This is a genomic window from Pimelobacter simplex (genome assembly GCF_900114845.1).
Classification (GTDB): domain Bacteria; phylum Actinomycetota; class Actinomycetes; order Propionibacteriales; family Nocardioidaceae; genus Nocardioides; species Nocardioides simplex.
This window is the reverse complement of sequence record NZ_FOUK01000009.1, coordinates 56,277-74,023: the sequence shown is the minus strand read 5'-3', so window position 1 is coordinate 74,023 and position 17,747 is coordinate 56,277. Positions and strand designations below refer to the sequence as shown.

Annotated in this window: 10 protein-coding genes; 4 read left to right on the top strand and 6 right to left on the bottom strand. The window is 71.5% G+C overall.

All coding sequences use genetic code 11. The features are described from left to right. Positions 1–2 precede the first annotated feature (2 nt). The 4 genes from BM223_RS27195 to BM223_RS27180 all read right to left on the bottom strand — a co-directional run bounded on the left by BM223_RS27195 (position 3) and on the right by BM223_RS27180 (position 4,845). Entirely contained in the window at positions 3–1,214 is a 1,212-nt protein-coding gene (locus BM223_RS27195; protein ID WP_038676968.1) for a class I SAM-dependent methyltransferase, read from the bottom strand. A 102-nt stretch (positions 1,215–1,316) separates the two neighbouring features. Next, a complete protein-coding gene (locus BM223_RS27190) occupies positions 1,317–2,594 on the bottom strand; it encodes a hydroxyacid-oxoacid transhydrogenase (protein ID WP_038676966.1) in 1,278 nt (425 codons plus the stop codon). Then, positions 2,591–3,475, bottom strand: a complete 885-nt coding sequence (locus BM223_RS27185) for an NUDIX domain-containing protein (RefSeq protein ID WP_038676964.1) — start codon at positions 3,473–3,475, stop codon at positions 2,591–2,593. Before BM223_RS27185 ends, BM223_RS27190 begins: the two co-directional genes overlap by 4 nt. Positions 3,476–3,600: 125 nt before the next feature. Next, complete coding sequence (locus BM223_RS27180; RefSeq protein WP_038676962.1) at positions 3,601–4,845, bottom strand: geranylgeranyl reductase family protein; 1,245 nt, start codon at positions 4,843–4,845, stop codon at positions 3,601–3,603. A 102-nt stretch (positions 4,846–4,947) separates the two neighbouring features. Between BM223_RS27180 and BM223_RS27175 the strand changes: the two genes are divergently transcribed. Genes BM223_RS27175 through BM223_RS27160 form a run of 4 tightly spaced genes read left to right on the top strand, consistent with a single transcriptional unit; the run spans position 4,948 to position 9,944 of the window. Continuing rightward, positions 4,948–6,981 carry a sensor histidine kinase gene (locus BM223_RS27175; protein WP_141267142.1) on the top strand — a complete coding sequence of 678 codons (2,034 nt, stop codon included), beginning with the start codon at positions 4,948–4,950 and terminating at the stop codon, positions 6,979–6,981. Continuing rightward, positions 6,978–7,694 carry a response regulator transcription factor gene (locus BM223_RS27170; protein WP_052138239.1) on the top strand — a complete coding sequence of 239 codons (717 nt, stop codon included), beginning with the start codon at positions 6,978–6,980 and terminating at the stop codon, positions 7,692–7,694. Before BM223_RS27175 ends, BM223_RS27170 begins: the two co-directional genes overlap by 4 nt. A gap of 34 nt (positions 7,695–7,728) precedes the next feature. Continuing rightward, positions 7,729–8,451, top strand: coding sequence for a hypothetical protein (locus BM223_RS27165; RefSeq protein WP_052138238.1), 723 nt, complete (start codon positions 7,729–7,731; stop codon positions 8,449–8,451). Then, positions 8,448–9,944 (top strand): hypothetical protein, encoded by a 1,497-nt coding sequence (locus BM223_RS27160; protein WP_038676958.1) that lies wholly within the window; start codon positions 8,448–8,450, stop codon positions 9,942–9,944. The genes BM223_RS27165 and BM223_RS27160 overlap by 4 nt, the downstream gene beginning before the upstream one ends. 96 nt (positions 9,945–10,040) lie before the next feature. On the opposite strand, the gene BM223_RS27155 is transcribed toward BM223_RS27160, so the two are convergent. Together BM223_RS27155 and rpoB are read right to left on the bottom strand one after the other, a co-directional pair. Further along, complete coding sequence (locus tag BM223_RS27155; protein WP_038676956.1) at positions 10,041–13,919, bottom strand: DNA-directed RNA polymerase subunit beta'; 3,879 nt, start codon at positions 13,917–13,919, stop codon at positions 10,041–10,043. A gap of 85 nt (positions 13,920–14,004) precedes the next feature. Then, entirely contained in the window at positions 14,005–17,427 is a 3,423-nt protein-coding gene (rpoB, locus tag BM223_RS27150) for a DNA-directed RNA polymerase subunit beta (protein WP_235319272.1), read from the bottom strand. Positions 17,428–17,747: the final 320 nt, after the last annotated feature.

The following is a 17,747-nucleotide window of genomic DNA, read 5'->3' as shown; positions in this document are numbered from 1 at the left end:
GCTCACCGCCCTGCCAGCAGCTCCCCGAGCCGCGGGCGCACGCCCCACGCGGCGACGAGGTCGTCGTACTCGCGGGTGTCGCCGGTGTCGGCGGCCGACCCCGCGCGGACCGCGCGGAGCAGGGTGTTGCGCGGCGTGTGCTGGCTGTCGACGAACTCGATCACGTCGACCCGGTACCCCGCCCGCCGCAGGAGCAACGCCCGCAGCGCATCGGTCAGCGTGTCGGCGAAGCGCTCGCGGAGGATGCCGTCGCGCACCAGCGCGGCGTACGGCGCCGGTGCGGGCGCCGTCCGGAGCTGGGCCGCGATGTCGTGGTGGCAGCAGGGCGCGGCCAGCACGAGCGGCGCCTCCCAGGCGACCGCGCGGGCGAGCGCGTCGTCCGTCGCCGTGTCGCAGGCGTGGAGCGCGAGCACGACGTCGGGTGCCTGGTCGAGGACGGCGTCGCCGATGGTGCCGGCCACGAACGTCGCCTCGATGCCGAGCTCGCGCGCGACCGCGTTGTTGTGGTCGCGCGACTGCTCCTTGACGTCGACGCCGGTCAGCCGGACCGGCAGCCCGCGCCGCTCGCTGAGGAAGCGCTGCGCGGCGAACGTGAGGTAGCCGTTGCCGCAGCCGAGGTCGACGACGCGCAGCGGGTCGTCGGCGGTGGGCGTGCGGACCTGACCCTTGGCGACGGCGTCGGCCACGGTGTGGTCGAGGATGCGCAGGAAGTCCTCGACCTGGCGGTACTTCGCACGCCGGGTCGGCTTGACCCGCCCCTGCGCGTCGGAGAGACCGAGCACCCGCAGCACCGGGTCGTCCTCGGGCAGCAGCCGGTCCTTGGCCCGGTCGTGGCTGCGGTCGGGGTCCTGCTCGTCAGCGGCACGCGACGTCGTGTGCACGGCCGCGGCACCCTTCTTCGTCACCCGGAGGCTGAGCTGGCGCCCGGGCGTCTCGACCGTCCAGTTGCCGAACGGCTCGGTCAGCAGCGCATCGACGGCCTCCTCGGCCGGCGCCCCGGCGAGGTGGTTCGCCGTGTGCGCCTGCGTGGCGTCGTACCGGACGATCTGCAGGTGGCGCCCGGCCTTGAGGTCGACCCAGCGGAGCTCGACCCGCCGCCACGGCGGCGTCGCGGCACGACGGCGTCCCGAGGCGACCGCGCGCAGCAGCCGGTCGTCGGCCAGCAGGTCGGCGCGGACCTGCGCCAGGCCCTCGTCGAGGGTCAGGGTGCTCATCGCAGCAGCGCGGCGACGACGACGATGAGCAGCAGCGCCACCAGTGCGGCCGGGATGATCAGGCGGCGGTGACGAGGATTCACCCGACGATGGTAGTCGGTGTCACCAGTGCTCCAGCGAGGCACCGATGATCGACGCGAGGTCGTCGCCGGTGACCTCCTTGGGCGCCGTGGCGAGGAGGCGCTGCTGCTTCAGCGATCCGTCGACGAGCGCGTCGACGTCGCCCGCGCCGTACCCGACCTCGCCGAGGCCGTTGGGGATGCCGATGTCGCGCATCAGGCTCGCCACCACGTCGGGCAGCAGCCCCGGGCCGTCGGCGCCGGTGGCGGCCGGGTCGAGCAGCCGCGCGGCGCGCAGGTGCCGCTCGGGCGCGGCGTCGAAGGTGAACCGGAACGCCTCGGGCGCGGTCAGCGCGACCGCCATGCCGTGCGGGACCATCGGCTCGTCCTGGGGGTAGTCGGCCGGGCGGAAGTCCTGCACCCGGCCCGCGATCGGGTAGGCGTTGGCGTGCGGGATGTGGACGCCGGCGTTGCCGAAGCCGAGCCCGGCGAAGGTCGCGGCGAGCGCCATCTGCTCGGCGGCCTCGCTGCCGTCGCGTCCCTCGCGCGCATCGTGGACGGCGGCCCGGAAAGCCGTCGCGAGCAGGCCCAGCGCTCGCTCGGACCACAGGTCCGCGATCGGGTTCGAGCCGCAGTACGGCACCCGCTGCTCGGGCTGCTTGGCGTCGAAGTCGCCGTACCAGCGGGCGGTGTAGCTCTCGAGCGCGTGGCAGAGGATGTCCATGCCGGCCGCCGCGAGCACGCCCGGCGGCTGGGTCGCCGACAGCGCCGGGTCGACGACGGCGAGGCGGGGGCGCAGCGCCGCGTGGCTGATCCCGGTCTTCACCATGAGCGCGAGGACGTCCATCACGCAGATCGTGGTCGACTCCGCACCGGTCCCCGTCGTCGTCGGCACGGCGACCAGCGGCAGCACCGGCTGCTGCGGTGCCCGCGCCTTGCCGATGGGCGCGTTGACGTAGTCCATCAGCTCGCCGGGGTTGGTCACCAGCAGCGCGACCGCCTTGGCGGTGTCGATCGACGAGCCGCCGCCGACGGCGACGACCGCGTCGAACGGACCCTCGGCGCGCGCGAAGGCCACCGCCTCCTCGAGCGAGACGTCGGTCGGCTCGACCCGGGACCGGTCGAAGACGACGACCTGCAGGTCGCGGGCGCGCAGTCCCTCGGCCACCCGCTCGGGGTGACCGGTCGCGGCGACGCCCGGGTCGGTGACCAGCAGGACGCGGCGCGCGCCCCAGGCGCGGACGTCGTACCCGATCTCGGCGGCGGCGCCCCGCCCGAACTTCAGCGCGGGCGCGGCATAGGTGAAGACGGTCTCAGTCACCCGGCGACAGTATCGCCGGCCGCCTCGATGGCGGCGCGCACCGAGCCGTAGACCTTCAGCCGGCCGGCCGCGACATCGGCCAGCGGCACCCACGCGACGCCGTCGGTCGTCCCGCCCTCCTCGACGACGCGCGGCTCGCCCGGCCCGACCTCGGCCCGGTAGATCACGCCGATCGCGTGGAAGTCCTCGGCCCGGCCGTTGGGCGCGGTCCCGGTGAAGTGGTGGTCGAGCACGGTGAGCAGACCGGTCGCCTCGCCCTCGAGCCCGCACTCCTCCCACAGCTCGCGCCGGATCGTGTCGGTCGGCGCCTCACCGTGGTCGATGCCCCCGCCCGGCAGGTGCCAGGTGCCCGGGTCGGGCGCGAGGTCGGAGGTGCGGGTCAGCAGGATCGCGTCATCGCGGACGACGTACGCGTAGGCGGCGGTGCGCTGCCGCTGCCGGATCCGGTACGACGCCAGCGCCTCGGCCACCAGGCTCACCGTCGGCACCGTCCCGTCGAGCACCTGCGCGACCGGCTTCCACGCCGCCTCCGCCGTCGACCCGTCGACCTCGGTCACGTGCGGCTCCGGTGCGTCGGCCGGCACCCAGCCCTCGTAGACGATCCGCACCGAGTGCGCGTCGACCCGCCGTCCGCGGCGCCACGAGTCGGCGACGTGGAGCGAGTAGACGTGGGCGGTCTCGTCGACCTGGGCGTCGAGCCCGGTCTCCTCGTACACCTCGCGGACGACGGCGTCCCGCGGGTCCTCGCCGTGGTCGACCCCGCCCCCGGGCAGGGACCACAGCTCCTTGCGGGTGACCCGCTCCGAGAGCCGGGAGAGCAGGATCTGGTCGCCGCGGATGATGACGGCGTACGCCGCCAACCGCTGCACCCGCTGCCCCATCACCGTCTCCTGTCGCTCTCCCTCCACCCTAGGGGGTGCCGGGTTTATCGTCGTACCGGACATTTCGGTTGCGAAATCGCCGAATTCACGACCGTTTTGTCCGGTACGACGCTCGGCGGCGGGATTCAGGAGAACGGGGGCCGGGCGTCCTTGGCGAGCGAGCGCTTGCCCGCCCACCGCCAGATCCGCGCGGCGCGGTCCCGGTCGTCGTCGGTGACGAGGTTGCCCATCCAGCGCAGGGCGAGCGTCATCAGCAGGTCCGAGCGCATCCCGACCGGTCCGAGCGCGGGCAGCAGCCGCGGCACGGTGACCAGGCCGGCCAGGCGGCGGGCGATGGAGAACGACTCGCCGTAGTGCTCGCGCAGGACCTGCGGCCACACCACGCCGAGGTCGACGTCGGCGGAGGAGGCGAGCAGCTCGGCGACCACGCGGCCGGTCTCGAGGCCGTAGTCGATGCCCTCGCCGTTGAGCGGGTTGACGCAGGCGGCGGCGTCGCCGATGAGGGCCCAGTTGCGGCCGGCGACGTGGGAGACCGCGCCGCCCATCGGCAGCAGGGCGGACGTCGGCGCGCGCAGCTCGGAGCCTAGCCCGAACTCGGTGCGGAGCCGGTCGGCGTAGAGCTTCATGAGCGGCTTGATAGCGACGTCGGCGGGGCGCTTCGCGGTGGCGAGCGTGCCGGCGCCGAGGTTGACCTCGCCGCTGTCCTTGCCGAGGGGGAAGATCCAGCCGTAGCCGGACAGGATCTCGTCCTGCTCGCCGCGCAGCTCGAGGTGCGAGCTGATCCACGGGTCGTCGGCGCGCGTCGAGGTGACGTAGGAGCGCCCGGCGACGCCGTAGACGGTGTCGCGGTGCCACTCGCGGCCGAGCACCTTGCCGAGCGGCGACCGGACGCCGTCGGCCACGATCAGCCGTCGGCAGGTCACCACGCGCCCGTCCTTGAAGACGACGGACGCGACCCGCGCGCCGGACATCTCGACGTCCACGGCCCGGGCGCCGTCGAGCCCGGTGGCGCCGGCCTTGAGCGCCGTGGTGCGCAGGTGGTCGTCGAGCTCGGTGCGAGCGATCGCGCTGCCCCAGTCGGGCAGGTGACCGCCGGGCCAGGGCAGGTGGAGGGTCTGGCCGAAGCCGTGCGCGCGCAGGCCCTGGTTGACCGTGTGGGCCCGCACCCAGTCGCGCAGGCCGAGCCGCTCGAGCTCGCCGATCGCCCGCGGGGTGAGCCCGTCGCCGCAGGTCTTGTCGCGCGGGAAGACCGCCGCGTCGGCCAGGACGACGTCGAGCCCGGCGCGCGCGGCCCAGGTGGCCGCGGCGGAGCCGGCCGGGCCGGCGCCGACGACGAGGACGTCGGTGCTCAGCGGGGTGCTCGCGCTCATCCCCCGATTGTGTCAGGGCACCCGCCGGGGGACCGCGACGGCCCGGATGTCGAGGACACCGAACCCGTCCCATCGGGCCGTCCGACCCGCGATGATGGCGGGGTGCCGGTGCCGCGACCCTCCACGCCCCGAGGACGGGTCCTCGGGGCGCCCGAGCGCGCCGCGGTGGCGCTCGGGGTGGGGCAGGCGCTGCTGGCGGGCGCCACGATCGTCGCGCTGCTCGCGACGGCGCAGGTCGCCGACCCGGCGTACGAGGTGCGCCGCGAGCTGGCCCCGCTCGACCTGGTGATGAGCCTGATCTACGCCCCGCTGGGCGCGCTGATCGTGGTGCGCAGCCGGCACGCGGTGGGCTGGGCCTTCCTCGTCGCCGGCTGGGGGTACGGCGTCACGGCCGCCGGGATCGCCTGGTCCGTGATCGGCGTGGCACACCCGCCGCTGCCCGGCCTCGGCTGGGCCTCGCCCCTCCTCCTCACCGGCTGGACGACGGCGACCCTGGTCTCGCTGCTCGTCGTCCCGTTCCTGCTGACGCCGGGCCCGCCGCGCGGCTGGGCCCGCCGGTTCGCGATCGCCGGCGGCGCCGTGGTCGTGCTGGCGACGGCGGTCCGGGTGCTCATCCAGGTTCCGCAGGCGCCGCCGCACCCGCTCACAGGCGGCGGTGCCCTCTCGGACCTCGCGTACGACGTCGACGGGGCGCTGATCCCGATCTACTTCCTCCTCGGCCTGGCCGTCGCGGTCTGGATCGGCCACCGCCTGCGCACCGGCGACGCCGAGCAGCGCCGCGGCCTGGCGTGGCTGCTGATGTCGCTGGTCACCGTCGCCTTCGCCTACATGGTGTTCGAGATCGGCGTCAGCATCGACGGCCCGTGGTTCCCCGCGGGCACGGCACTGCTGACCACGGCCGAGGTGATGCTCGTCGGCGCCGTGTTCGTGCTGATCCGGCGCCAGCCCTCGTGGCGGGTCGACCTGGCGATCTCGCGGACGCTGGTCGGCGTCCTGCTCACCACCACCCTCGTCGCGGCGTACGTCGTCGCGGTGTGGGCGCTCGGCATGATCACGCCGATGGGCGCGGAGTCCACGGGGCTCGTGGTGGTGGCCGTGCTCGCGCTCGCCGTCCTGCCGTTGCGCGACTGGCTGCAGGGTCAGGTGGAGCGCCTCGTCTTCGGCTCCGGCGCCGACCCGTCGGCGCTCCTCGAGCGGGTCGCCCAGGCGCTCGACTCCGGGGACGCCGACAGTCCCCAGCTCGCCGGCCTGCTCGACGCGCTGCGGCGGGCGCTGCGCCTGGCCCGCGTCGAGGTCCGCCTGGACGACGTCCCGGTCGCGGTCTCCGGTCGCCACGAGCCCGACGACGCCGGGCGCACCCTCTCGCTGCCGCTGCGCCCCCGCGGCCGTGAGATCGGGACGCTGAGCGTGGTGCCGCCGCGCGGTGAGCGGCTCGACCCGCGGACCGTGCGCCTGCTGCGCCAGATCTCCGGCCTGGTCGCGGTCGCCGCCCAGCTCGACGACGCCAACCGGGCCGTCGAGGAGGCCCGGGCCCGGGTGGTCGAGGTGCGCCACGAGGAGCGGCGGCTGCTGCGCCGCGAGCTGCACGACGGCCTCGGCCCGGCGCTGTCCGGCACGGCGCTCGCGCTCGCCGCGGTGCCGACTACGTCGTCGCTCAACGCCGACGACACCGTGCTGCTGCGCCGCCTGGCCGAGGAGCTGAGCCGCCGCGCGGACGACGTCCGCCAGATGGCGCGGGTGCTGCTCCCGCCGGTGCTCGACGAGGGCCGGCTGGGCGCCGCGCTCGACCTGCTCGCCGACCGCTACTCCACGTCCCGCTTCTCGGTCTCCGTCGACGCCCCCCATGCGGACCGGCTCGACGGCATCCACCAGATCGTCGCCTACCAGGTCGCCGCCGAGGCGGTCCGCAACGCCGCCCGCCACGCCGGCGCCCGGCACTGCCGGATCCGGCTCGACCTGCCGGCCGACGGCGGCGTCCGGCTCGAGGTCGGCGACGACGGCCGGGGCATCGACGCCACGGCCGTCCCAGGCGTCGGGACGGCGTCCATGCGCGAACGCGCCGCCGAGCTGGGCGGCACCGTCGAGGTCGCCGGAGGCGACGGAAGGGGGACCTCGGTGGTCATGCTGCTGCCGTGAACGGGGCCGAGCCGATCCGGGTGCTGGTCGTCGACGACCATCCCGTGTTCCGGATCGGGATGAGCGCCCTGCTGCGCTCCCTGCCGGACGTCGAGGTGGTCGGCGAGGCCGCGGACCGGGACGAGGCACTCGCCCTGGCCGACACCCACGCGCCCCACGTGGTCCTCATGGATCTCGACCTCGGCGACGACTCCGGCGTCGAGACCACGCGCGAGCTGTGCCGGCGCGACCCGACCCTGGGCATCCTCGTGATCACCATGTTCGGCGACGACGACTCGCTGTTCGCCTCGATCCGGGCCGGGGCGCGTGGCTTCCTGCTCAAGGGCGCGTCGCCGGCCGAGGTGGAGCGGGCGGTCCGCTCGGTCGCCAACGGCGACTTCATGCTCGGCCCGCAGCTGGCCCAGCGCGGTGCGCTGTACCTGTCGGGCGCGCGCACCCGGGGCGCCGTCCCGTTCCCGGAGCTGACGGACCGCGAGCGCGAGGTCGTCGACCTGGTCGCCCGCGGCTACGACAACGCCACCATCGCGCGCCGCCTCGTGCTCAGCACCAAGACCGTGCGCAACTACGTGTACGGCGTGCTGGCCAAGCTCGACGTCCCTGATCGGGGCCAGCTCATCGTGCGCGCCCGGGAGGCCGGTCTCGGCTCCGACGGCGAGGAGGCCGACGAGACGGCCCGGGCCGGTGGCCCGGAAGGTCGTGACGGGCTGACCTGACGCCCGGGTCACCGGGTCGCCGAGTCTCGGAGCCATGAACGAGTCTCCCCTGTCCGCGGCTCCGACCGCCCCTCCGAACTCCCCGCCCCCGGCCCCGGCCCCGAGCGGTGGCTTCACTGCCTGGCCGCTGCTGATCTCGCTGAGCGGCCTGCTCGGCATCGTCGCCCTCTTCCTCGAGGGACGTCCCGACGGCAACAGCGACTTCGACTACCCGGTCACCGCCGAGGACGTGCTCGGCATCGACTACCTGCCGTACCGCCTCTCCGGTGCCATCGGCTACGTCCTCGTGCTCGTCCTGCTGGTCACCGCCGCGGTCTGGCGGCACCGCGTCGAGCGCCGCTTCCCCGGCTCGGTCGGCGCGACCGTCGTCGGCTACGGCGTGCTCGCGACCGCCGGCATCACCGCCCTGGCCTACGGCTGGCGCGGCGCCCTCGGCAACTACCTCCCGAAGGCGATGGAGGAGAACACCTACGACGCCGACGGCCTCTACAACTACTTCGTGATGACGGACTTCAGCCCGTACATCGCCTTCGTGCCGCTCCTCGCGTCGGCGTACGCGCTGGCCTGGATGGCCTTCCGCGAGCGCCTCGTCTCCCGCGGCCTGGGCGCGGCCGCCGGCCTGGTCGCCACCGCCCTCCTCGGCGCGGTCTTCGCACTCGGCGTCCCCGGCCTGCCCGCCATGATCATGCTCGCCCTGATCGTGGCCGGGATCTGGCTCGCGGTCGGCCGCAGCCCGATCACCGCGAGCCGGTCATGACCGTCCGTACCCGGTGCCGGGCCGTCGCGGCGGGCGTCATCGCGGCCGCCGCGGCGGCCGCGGCCACCGCGAACGCCGCACCGGCGAAGGCCGAGCCGAGCGGCGCCTTCCCCGACACCACGCCCCCGGAGATCCAGATCCAGATCCCGGACAGCGTGGCCGACGGCTGGTACAAGAACCCGGTCGAGGTCTGGGTCACCGCCTCCGACAACTACGGGATCGCCGACATCGACTACGAGATCACCGGGGCGCACACGGAGTCCGGGAGCACCGACTGGACCGGCTTCGCCCGGCAGATCAAGAACGAGGGCGTCACCACGCTGAAGCTCCGGGCCACCGACGGCGTCGGCAACGTGACCACCCGGACCTACGGCATCGGCATCGACCTGACCGACCCGACCGTCACGTTCGGCGGACCGGCCGCCGACGGCCGGGTGATCCGGCAGGGGGAGGCCGTCACGCTGGACTTCACCTGCGCCGACGTCCCGACCGTCGTCGTCGACTGCCGCGGCCGGGTCGGTGACCGCCCGTTCGCCGCCGGCGCCGCGGTGCCGACCGACACGCAGGGCCAGCAGGCCGTCACCGTCACCGCCATCGACCTGGTCGGCCGCTGGGTCGAGCGCCAGTTCGTCTACACCGTCGCCGAGCCGCCGCTGCAGATCAGCAGCCGGCCCAGCATCTCGGGCAGCACGGGCAGCACGGGCACGGTCCGGGTCGGCGACACCCTCACCGCGACCGGCGGCACCTTCACGCCCGCCGCCACCGGCCTGGAGTACCGCTGGAAGGTCGGCGGCCGCGACCCGGTCTCGGGCCCGACTTACGTGGTCCGGCCCGACGACGTCGGCCTGCGGGTCCGGCTCGCGGTGGTCGGGAGCCGTCCGGGGCACGCACCCACCACGGCCGACGCGGCGGACGACGCCTCGGTGGCTCTCGGCACCTACCGGGTCAGCGGACCGCCGACGGTCACCGGCACCGCCCGCGAGGGCAGCACGCTGCGGATCGCCGCGCCCGCCACCATCACCCCCGACCCGTCGTTCCGCGACAACCTGTGGACCCTCGGCGGCACCGTCGTCGAGACCGACAGCCCGGTCATCGAGCTGACCTCGGCGGACGTCGGCAAGCGGATCAGCTGCGTCCAGGCCTATCGCGGCACCGGCTACGACCGCACCGTCGTCCCCTGCCGGTTCGCCGGCGGCGCCACCTCGGTGGTCGTCACCGGCCACGCCTGGACGGTCCGCTCCCCCGCCCGCCTCGCCGGCAAGGCCAAGGTCGGCAAGAAGCTGCGCGCCGTCGCCCCGGCACTCTCGGGCCGCGCGGACCGCTACGGCTACCAGTGGCTGCGCAACGGCAAGGTGATCAAGGGCGCCACCGCGGCGGCGTACCGCCCGCGGGCCAAGGACGTGAAGGCCCGGATCAGCGTCCGGGTCACCGCGACCACCGCCCACCGGCCGGCCACCGTGTCGGTCTCCCCAGCTCAGCGCATCCGGCGCTGAACCCGGGCTCCCGGCCTGTGGGGGGCCGGGGTCCGACCTCGAGAAAAAGGGGAAGGCCCTCCCGAGCACTGCTCGGGAGGGCCTTCGTGATCTCGATCAGTTCTGGTACGAACCGAAGTCGAAGTCGTCCAGCGCCACGGCCTGGCCCTGGTTGCCGAACTCGTAGTCGTAGGACTCGTAGCCGGTGACGGCGTACGCCGCGGCGCGCGCCTCCTCGGTGGGCTCGACCCGGATGTTCCGGTACCGCTCCAGGCCGGTGCCGGCCGGGATCAGCTTGCCGATGATCACGTTCTCCTTCAGGCCGCGCAGGCTGTCGGAGCGGCCGTTGATCGCGGCGTCGGTGAGCACGCGGGTGGTCTCCTGGAAGGAGGCCGCCGAGAGCCACGACTCGGTCGCGAGCGAGGCCTTGGTGATGCCCATGAGCTCGGGACGACCCGAGGCCGGCTTGCCGCCCTCGGAGACCACGCGCCGGTTCTCCTCCTCGAAGCGCACCCGGTCGACGAGGTCGGACGGGAGCAGGTTGGTCTCGCCCGACTCGAGCACCGTGATCCGGCGCAGCATCTGCCGCACGATGATCTCGATGTGCTTGTCGTGGATCGACACGCCCTGCGACCGGTAGACCTCCTGGACCTGGTCGACGAGGTGCTGCTGCGTCTTGCGAACACCCAGGATGCGCAGCACCTCCTTCGGGTCCTCGGTGCCGGCGGTGAACTTGTCGCCGACCTCGACCCGGCCGCCGTCCTCGACGAGGAGGCGCGAGCGGCGCGACACCGGGTACTCCTTGACCTCGCTGCCGTCGTCGGGGGTGACGATGACGATGCGGGCCTTGTCGGTCTCCTCGATGGAGACGCGACCGGCGGCCTCGGAGATCTGGGCGTGACCCTTGGGGGTCCGCGCCTCGAAGAGCTCGACGACGCGGGGCAGACCCTGCGTGATGTCGTCGGCCGAGGCCACACCACCGGTGTGGAAGGTACGCATGGTCAGCTGCGTGCCGGGCTCACCGATCGACTGGGCCGCGATGATGCCGACGGCCTCGCCGATGTCGACGAGCTTGCCGGTGGCCAGCGAGCGGCCGTAGCACTTCGCGCAGGTACCGGTCCGGGCGTCGCAGGTGAGCACCGAGCGGACGGTGACCGTCTCGATGCCGGCCTCGATCAGCTCGGCGATCTTGACGTCACCGAGGTCCTCACCGGCGCCGGCGAGCACCTCACCCGTGGTCGGGTGGGTGATCTCCTTGGCCGCCGAGCGGGCGTACGCGGCGGTCTCGGCGTTCTCGTCCTTGACGACGACGCCGTTCTCGTCCTTGACGCCGATGACCTTGGGCAGGCCGCGCTCGGTGCCGCAGTCGTCCTCACGGATGATGACGTCCTGCGACACGTCGACCAGACGCCGGGTCAGGTAGCCCGAGTCGGCGGTCCGCAGCGCGGTGTCCGCCAGACCCTTGCGGGCACCGTGCGTGGAGATGAAGTACTCCAGCACGGAGAGACCCTCGCGGAAGTTGGCCTTGATCGGCCGCGGGATGATCTCGCCCTTCGGGTTGGCCACCAGACCACGCATGGCGCCGACCTGGTTGATCTGGTTGAAGTTACCCGAGGCGCCCGAGTGGACCTGGACGTAGATCGGGTTGGTCGGGTTCGCCTCGAAGGTCGCGCGCAGTGCCTTGCCGACCTCCTGGCTCGCCTTGGTCCAGATCTCGATGAGCTCCTGGCGACGCTCGTCGTCGGTGACCAGACCGCGCTCGTACTGCTTCTGGATCTTCGCCGCGTCGGCCTCGTGCTTGGACAGGATCTCGGCCTTGTTCGGCGGCGTGATGACGTCGTCGATGGAGACCGTGACACCCGAGCGGGTGGCCCAGTGGAAGCCGTTGTCCTTGAGCGCGTCCAGGGACGCCGCGACGACGACCTTGGGGTAGCGCTCGGCGAGGTCGTTGACGATGGCGCCGAGGCGCTTCTTGCCGACCTCCTCGTTGACGTACGGGTAGTCGGCAGGCAGCGCGTCGTTGAAGATCGTGCGGCCCAGCGTGGTCTCGACGAGGCTGGCCTCGCCCTGCTCGACACCCTCGAAGAAGTAGTCCTCGAGACGGATCCGGACCTTGTCCTGCAGCGTGATCTCGTTGCGGTCGTAGGCCATGATCGCCTCGGCCGGGGACGCGAAGGTGCGCAGGTGGGTCTCGCCGTCGACCTCGACCGTCGCCTCGCCACGCTCGGTGGTGAGGAAGAACAGGCCGATGATCATGTCCTGGGTCGGCATGGTCACCGGACGGCCGTCGGAAGGCTTGAGGATGTTGTTCGTCGACAGCATCAGGATCCGCGCCTCGGCCTGGGCCTCGGCGGACAGCGGCAGGTGGACCGCCATCTGGTCACCGTCGAAGTCGGCGTTGAACGCGGTGCAGACCAGCGGGTGCAGCTGGATGGCCTTGCCCTCGATCAGCTGGGGCTCGAAGGCCTGGATGCCGAGGCGGTGCAGCGTGGGCGCACGGTTGAGCAGCACGGGGTGCTCGGTGATGACCTCTTCGAGGACGTCCCACACGACCGGGCGGGCGCGCTCGACCATCCGCTTGGCGGACTTGATGTTCTGCGCGTGCGACAGGTCGACGAGGCGCTTCATCACGAACGGCTTGAACAGCTCGAGCGCCATCTGCTTGGGCAGACCGCACTGGTGCAGCTTGAGCTGCGGACCCGACACGATGACCGAGCGGCCCGAGTAGTCCACGCGCTTGCCGAGCAGGTTCTGGCGGAAGCGACCCTGCTTGCCCTTGAGCATGTCGGAGAGCGACTTCAGCGGCCGGTTGCCCGGGCCGGTGACGGGGCGACCACGACGGCCGTTGTCGAACAGCGAGTCGACGGCCTCCTGGAGCATCCGCTTCTCGTTGTTGACGATGATCTCCGGCGCACCGAGGTCGAGCAGCCGCTTGAGGCGGTTGTTCCGGTTGATGACGCGGCGGTACAGGTCGTTGAGGTCGGAGGTCGCGAAGCGGCCACCGTCGAGCTGCACCATCGGGCGCAGGTCCGGCGGGATGACCGGGACGGCGTCCAGGACCATGCCCTCGGGCTTGTTGCCCGTCTTGCGGAAGGCCTCGACGACCTTGAGCCGCTTGAGCGCGCGGACCTTGCGCTGACCCTTGCCGGTGGCGATGGTCTCGCGCAGGCTCTCGACCTCGGCCTCGAGGTCGAAGCTCTGCAGGCGCTTCTGGATCGCCGTGGCGCCCATGTGGCCCTCGAAGTACTTGCCGAACCAGTTCTTCATCTCGCGGTAGAGGATCTCGTCGCCCATGAGGTCCTGGACCTTGAGGGTCTTGAACGTGTCCCAGACCTCGTCGAGGCGGTCGAGCTCGCGCTGGGCGCGGTCGCGCAGCTGCTTGAGCTCGCGCTCGGCGCCGTCGCGCACCTTGCGGCGCTGGTCGGCCTTGGCACCCTCGGCCTCGAGCGTGGCGAGGTCGTCCTCGAGCTTCTTGGTGCGGTCCTCGAGGCCGGCGTCGCGGCGCTTCTCGATGGACTCGCGCTGGAGCTGGACCTTGCCCTCGAGCGAGGACAGGTCGCGGTGACGCGCGTCCTCGTCGACGGAGGTGATCATGTAGGCAGCGAAGTAGATGACCTTCTCGAGGTCCTTCGGCGCCAGGTCGAGCAGGTAGCCCAGGCGGCTCGGCACACCCTTGAAGTACCAGATGTGGGTCACCGGCGCGGCGAGCTCGATGTGGCCCATCCGCTCACGGCGGACCTTCGAGCGGGTCACCTCGACGCCGCAGCGCTCGCAGATGATGCCCTTGAAGCGGACCCGCTTGTACTTGCCGCAGTAGCACTCCCAGTCCCGGGTGGGACCGAAGATCTTCTCGCAGAAGAGGCCGTCACGCTCGGGCTTGAGCGTGCGGTAGTTGATGGTCTCCGGCTTCTTGACCTCGCCGTGGCTCCACGTGCGGATGTCGTCCGCGGTGGCCAGGCCGATCTGAAGCTGGTCGAAGAAGTTCACGTCGAGCACGATGGCTGCTGTCCTTCGTTAGTTCTGTGAAAGGTGAGGCTGGGGACTGAGGGCGGCGGCGCGCCGGGGCGCGCCGCCGGCACGCTCAGACTTCTTCGACGCTCGAGGGCTCGCGACGAGACAGGTCGATGCCGAGCTCCTCGGCGGCGCGGAAGACGTCTTCCTCCGCGTCCTTGAGCTGGATGGCGGAGCCGTCCTGGGACAGCACCTCCACGTTCAGGCAGAGCGACTGCATCTCCTTGACGAGAACCTTGAACGACTCCGGGATGCCCGAGTCGGGGATGTTCTCGCCCTTCACGATGGCCTCGTAGACCTTGACGCGACCGGGCACGTCGTCGGACTTGATCGTGAGGAGCTCCTGGAGGGCGTAGGCGGCGCCGTACGCCTCCATCGCCCACACCTCCATCTCGCCGAACCGCTGGCCGCCGAACTGGGCCTTACCACCCAGAGGCTGCTGCGTGATCATCGAGTACGGACCGGTCGAGCGCGCGTGGATCTTGTCGTCGACCAGGTGGTGGAGCTTGAGGATGTACATGTAGCCGACCGAGACCGGGTCCTTGAACGGCTCGCCGGAGCGACCGTCGAAGAGGCTGGCCTTGCCCGTCTCCTTCACCATGCGGACGCCGTCGCGGTTGGGCAGCGTCTGGCCGAGGAGGCCGGTGATCTCGTCCTCGCGGGCGCCGTCGAAGACCGGCGTCGCCAGCTTGGTGTTCGGCTCGGCCTGGTCGGCACCGATCGCGGTCAGGCGCTGGGCCCACTCCTCGTTCTTGAGGTCGGCGTCGATGTGCCAGCCCTGCTTGCCGAGCCAGCCCAGGTGCAGCTCGAGGATCTGGCCGATGTTCATCCGTCGCGGGACACCCAGCGGGTTGAGCACGACGTCGACCGGGGTGCCGTCCTCCATGAACGGCATGTCCTCGATGGGCAGGATCTTCGCGATGACGCCCTTGTTGCCGTGCCGGCCGGCGAGCTTGTCACCCACGGAGATCTTGCGCTTCTGCGCGACGTAGACCCGGACCAGCTGGTTGACGCCCGGCGGGAGCTCGTCGCCCTCTTCGCGGTCGAAGACGCGGACGCCGATGACCGTGCCGGACTCACCGTGCGGGACCTTCATCGAGGTGTCGCGGACCTCGCGCGCCTTCTCACCGAAGATCGCGCGGAGCAGGCGCTCCTCGGGGGTCAGCTCGGTCTCGCCCTTGGGCGTCACCTTGCCGACGAGGATGTCACCGGTGGTCACCTCGGCGCCGATCCGGATGATGCCGCGCTCGTCGAGGTCGGCGAGCATCTCCTCGCTGACGTTCGGGATGTCGCGGGTGATCTCCTCGGGCCCGAGCTTGGTGTCGCGGGCGTCGACCTCGTGCTCCTCGATGTGGATCGAGGTGAGGACGTCCTCCTGCACCAGGCGCTGGCTGAGGATGATCGCGTCCTCGTAGTTATGGCCCTCCCACGGCATGAACGCCACGAGCAGGTTGGTGCCCAGCGCCATCTCGGCCATGTCGGTGCACGGACCGTCGGCGATCGGCGAGCCGGCCTCGACCCGGTCACCGGCGAGGACCAGCGGACGCTGGTTGATGCAGGTGCCCTGGTTGGAGCGCTTGAACTTCGCGAGCCGGTACGACGAGTAGGTGCCGTCGTCGTTCATGGTCTCGACGAGGTCGGCGGAGACCTCCTTGACCACACCGGCCTTCGTGGCGGTGACGACGTCGCCGGCGTCGACCGCGGCGCGGAACTCGATGCCGGTGCCGACGATCGGGCTGTCGCTGCGGATGAGCGGGACGGCCTGACGCTGCATGTTGGCGCCCATGAGCGCGCGGTTGGCGTCGTCGTGCTCGAGGAACGGGATCAGGGCCGTCGCGACCGACACCATCTGGCGCGGCGAGACGTCCATGTAGTCGACCTCGTCGGCGATGATCTCGGAGACCTCGCCGTCGCGCTGGCGGACCAGCACCCGCTCCTCGGAGAACCGGTTGTTGGCATCGAGGCCGGCGTTGGCCTGCGCGATGACGTAGCGGTCCTCGTCGTCGGCGGTCAGGTAGTCGATCTGGTCGGTGACGACACCGTTCTCGACCTTGCGGTAGGGCGTCTCGACGAAGCCGAACGGGTTGATCCGCCCGTACGACGCGAGCGAGCCGATCAGACCGATGTTCGGGCCTTCCGGCGTCTCGATCGGGCACATCCGGCCGTAGTGCGACGGGTGGACGTCACGGACCTCCATGCCGGCGCGGTCACGGGAGAGACCACCCGGGCCGAGCGCGGAGAGGCGACGCTTGTGCGTCAGGCCCGCGATCGGGTTGGTCTGGTCCATGAACTGCGAGAGCTGCGAGGTGCCGAAGAACTCCTTCAGCGCCGCGACCACGGGACGGATGTTGATCAGGGACTGCGGCGTGATGGCCTCGACGTCCTGGGTCGTCATCCGCTCGCGGACCACGCGCTCCATGCGGGCCAGGCCGGTGCGGAGCTGGTTCTGGATCAGCTCGCCGACCGTGCGCATGCGGCGGTTGCCGAAGTGGTCGATGTCGTCCGGGCTGATCTCGATGTTGCCCTGCGGCGTCTCGAGGTGGGTCCGGTTGTCGTGCAGCGCCACGATGTAGCGGATCGTCGCGACCATGTCGGAGATCGTCATCGTCTGCTGGTCGAACGGCTGGTCCTGGCCCAGCTTCTTGTTGATCTTGTAGCGACCGACCTTGGCCAGGTCGTAGCGCTTCGGGTTGAAGTAGTAGTTCTTCAGCAGCGTCAGCGCGGCCTCGCGCGTCGGCGGCTCGCCCGGGCGCAGCTTGCGGTAGATGTCGAGCAGGGCGTCGTCGGGACCCTGCGTGTTGTCCTTCTCCTCGGTCAGCTGGATCGACTCGAACTGACGCAGGTCGGCCATGACGGCCTCGTAGTCGTACTCCTCGCCGGTGTCCTCGGCGATGGCCTGGAGGGCCTTGAGCAGGACCGTGACGTTCTGCTTGCGCTTGCGGTCGAGGCGGACGCCGACCATGTCGCGCTTGTCGATCTCGAACTCCAGCCAGGCACCGCGGCTGGGGATCATGCGGGCGGTGAAGATGTCCTTGTCGGACGTCTTGTCGGCCTGGCGCTCGAAGTAGACGCCCGGCGAGCGGACGAGCTGCGAGACGACGACACGCTCGGTGCCGTTGATCACGAAGGTGCCCTTGGGGGTCATCAGGGGGAAGTCACCCATGAAGACCGTCTGGCCCTTGATCTCACCGGTCTCGTTGTTGGTGAACTCGGCCGAGACGTAGAGGGGCGCGGAGTAGGTGAGGTCCTTCTCCTTGCACTCGTCGACCGTGTACTTGGGGTCGTAGAAGACCGGGTTCTCGAACGAGAGCGACATCGTCTCGGAGAAGTCCTCGATCGGCGAGATCTCCTCGAAGATCTCCTCGAGACCGGACTTGTCGGACGCGTCCTGGCCCTCGGCCCGACGGGCCTCGATCCGGGACTTGTGTGCCTCGTTGCCGATCAGCCAGTCGAAGCTGTCGGTCTGGAGCGAGAGGAGCTGGGGCAGCTCCATCGGCTCCTGGATCTTCGCAAACGAGATGCGGGACTTACCGGGGGTGGTGCGCGCGGCCAAGAGTTGTCCTTCGACGGGTTCGACTCTTCGAGAGCGCCCAAGCCCACCACGTCATCGGCCACCGGGCAGGCCGAAGCGCATCTGAGGGCAGGCGCAAGGAGCCACGATACACGACAGAGACGCGCTCGACAATGCCCGGCTGCGCAACCTCACACAGCCGTTGGAGCGGTCCCGTCTGGCACGGGTGGAACCGGTGCGCCGATCATGCTCGGCCCGCCTGCGAAGGTCAAGCGGCCTCGCCGTCGCACGCCACCATCGGG